The sequence below is a fragment of the Anoxybacillus sp. genome (genome assembly GCF_036834105.1).
GTDB lineage: Bacteria > Bacillota > Bacilli > Bacillales > Anoxybacillaceae > Anoxybacillus.
Genome location: NZ_DAITON010000012.1, coordinates 30107 through 32894, shown reverse-complemented (window position 1 = coordinate 32894; position 2788 = coordinate 30107). Strand labels below are relative to the sequence as shown.

Here is a 2788-nt window from a genome sequence, read left to right as displayed (position 1 = left end):
ACAGTATTGGGAAAAACGGCGCATCGTGCGCACGAAAACGGAGCATCTCATGAAGGAGGAATTGCGTTGAATGACGTCAAGGTAGCCGAACTACTAAAGCAGTTTTTCTTAGAGGATATCGGGGATCGCGATATCACGAGCGAGACGATCTTTTCAGCTACGGATACAGGAAGCGCTATGTTTGTCGCAAAAGAGGATGGAATTATCGCGGGCGTATGTGTCATCGAAATCGGATATAAGTTGTTACACGGAGCCGTTACATGTGAATTGTATAAGCAAGATGGAGAGCGCGTGAAAAAAGGGGAGACGATTGCGGTCGTTTCTGGTCCGATCGTTCCTATTTTATCCGGGGAGCGCGTCATTTTAAATGTACTTCAGCGAATGAGCGGCATTGCGACATTGACAAATGAGGCTGTGCGCGCATTAAATAGCGATCATACACGCATTTGTGATACACGGAAAACGACTCCAGGGCTGCGCATGTTAGAGAAGTATGCGGTCACGTGCGGTGGGGGATACAACCATCGTTTCGGTTTATATGATGGGGTAATGATTAAAGACAACCACATCGCGTTTTGCGGTTCTATTGCAAAAGCGGTTGAGCGCGTCCGTTCAAAACTCGGTCATATGGTAAAAATCGAAGTCGAGACTGAAACGAAACAACAAGTCATCGAAGCGGTCGAGGCAGGAGCGGACGTCATTATGTTCGATAACCGCACGCCTGATGAAATTCGCGAGTTTGTGCAACTCGTTCCATCATCTATCATCACGGAAGCGTCAGGTGGCATTACACTTGAAAATATTGCAGAGTATCGGGATACAGGAGTTGACTACATTTCGCTAGGGATGTTGACGCATTCGGCGAAAGCGCTAGATATTAGTTTAAACGTGCAGTAGGAGGAATGACGATGAACGTATTACAATTGATGCAACAACATGATGCGATGCCAGAAGAGTATAAACAGTTGTCGGTCGAAGAGATGGAAAAGCGAGTAGCTTACGTAAAGCAACAGCTCGGTACACGATTATTTATTCCAGGACATCATTATCAAAAAGATGAAGTCATTCAATTTGCCGATGCGACCGGTGATTCATTGCAGTTGGCGCAAGTTGCAGCGAAAAATAAAGATGCTGAATATATCGTATTTTGTGGTGTGCATTTTATGGCGGAAACAGCCGATATTTTAACGAGCGATGAACAAATCGTTATTTTACCGGATATGCGTGCGGGCTGTTCAATGGCCGATATGGCAGAAATTGAACAAGTCGAACGAGCTTGGCCACTATTGCAGCAATGGTTTGGCGACACGATTTTACCGTTGACGTACGTCAACTCTACCGCTGCCATTAAAGCGTTCGTCGGCTTACACGGCGGCGCAACAGTCACATCATCAAACGCAAAAAAAATGGTCGCATGGGCGTTTACGCAAAAAGAACGTATTTTCTTTTTACCTGATCAACATTTAGGAAGGAATACAGCTTACGACCTCGGCGTTCCGCTTGAACAAATGGCTGTATGGGATCCAGCAACAAACACGCTTGAATACGATGGGGATATTCAGCAAATCAAAGTGATTTTGTGGAAAGGGCATTGCTCCGTTCATGAAAACTTCACGGTGAAGCATATCGAACATATTCGAAAAACGAAGCCAGATATGAAAATTATCGTCCATCCTGAATGCAGTTGGGAAGTTGTGCAACAGGCAGATGATGCAGGTTCAACAAAATATATCATTGAAACGATTGCAAACGCGCCGTCAGGGAGCAAATGGGCCATCGGAACAGAAATGAACTTAGTCAATCGCATCATCCAGCGACATCCAGATAAAGAAATTGTGTCATTAAATCCGTATATGTGTCCATGTTTAACGATGAATCGCATTGATTTACCGCATTTACTTTGGGCGCTTGAATCATTGCTTGAAGGAAAAGTCGTCAATCGCATTACCGTGCCAAAAGATGTAGCAGACGGGGCCATGTTGGCGCTTGAACGGATGTTAGCACGTGCATAAATGGATCGGCATTTTTTTGCCGGTCTTTTTTATTTTTATCATAAAAAAAGCTTTCTGTTCATAAGTTATGTTGAAGCCTAGTAGCGACAAGCTGAACATGACATACGTGTCACGTCTGAACATAGGAGGGGGAAATACGTGAAAATTCATATCGTTCAAAAGGGAGATACACTTTGGAAAATTGCACAAAAATATGGGGTGGATTTCGAACAATTGAAAAAAATGAATGCTCATTTGAGCGATCCAGATTACATTATGCCAGGCATGAAAATTAAAGTACCGACACCAGCGACACCAGTTAAACCAGCGAAGAAGGAAACACAACATGTTCAGCAACAACAAGTTTCCGTCGACGTAGATATTCATGTAAACAAAAAAGAACAACAATTACAACAACCGGTCAATGTTGAACCAATTGCAAAAGAAGTTCCTATCGTAAAAGAGCCGGAAAAGAAAGAGGAGCCAAAACAAGAAATGCCGCTTCTGCCGCCGAAGCCGCCAAATATTATGCCGAATATGATGGAACATGACGATGACGTGCCAATGCCGCCGTTTCCAGACATCCCACCAATTCCAACAACACAAGCGCCAATGATGGAAGAGCAACCGCAGCAGCCAATGCAACCACAACCTGTTCCGATGCCGTTACCAATGCCGTGCATCCCTATTTCTCCAATCATGCCGGGATATGGATTTTATCCATGGTTTCCGCCAATGTATCCTATGATGCCGTGGCCATATCCGCAAGGGACAGTGATGAATAACGATGATTGTGG

The 2788-nt window shown here is 44.4% G+C and carries 3 protein-coding genes; all 3 read left to right on the top strand.

From position 1 onward, the window contains the following. Positions 1 to 66 precede the first annotated feature (66 nt). The gene (nadC, locus tag V7Z64_RS02660) at positions 67 to 897 is read left to right on the top strand and encodes a carboxylating nicotinate-nucleotide diphosphorylase (protein WP_297991767.1); all 831 of its coding nucleotides are present in this window, start codon (positions 67 to 69) and stop codon (positions 895 to 897) included. A gap of 11 nt (positions 898 to 908) precedes the next feature. After that, positions 909 to 2012: a quinolinate synthase NadA gene (nadA, locus tag V7Z64_RS02655; RefSeq protein ID WP_297991770.1), complete on the top strand. Its 1104-nt coding sequence runs from the start codon at positions 909 to 911 to the stop codon at positions 2010 to 2012. Positions 2013 to 2150: 138 nt separating this feature from the next. Further along, positions 2151 to 2788, top strand: a 638-nt coding sequence (locus tag V7Z64_RS02650; protein ID WP_334109299.1) for a LysM peptidoglycan-binding domain-containing protein, incomplete at its 3' end; no start/stop codon positions are given.

Excerpts from the sequence above, each read along its gene's own strand:
- nadA (WP_297991770.1), top strand. The coding sequence starts at position 909 with ATGAACGTATTACAATTGATGCAACAACATGATGCGATGCCAGAAGAG.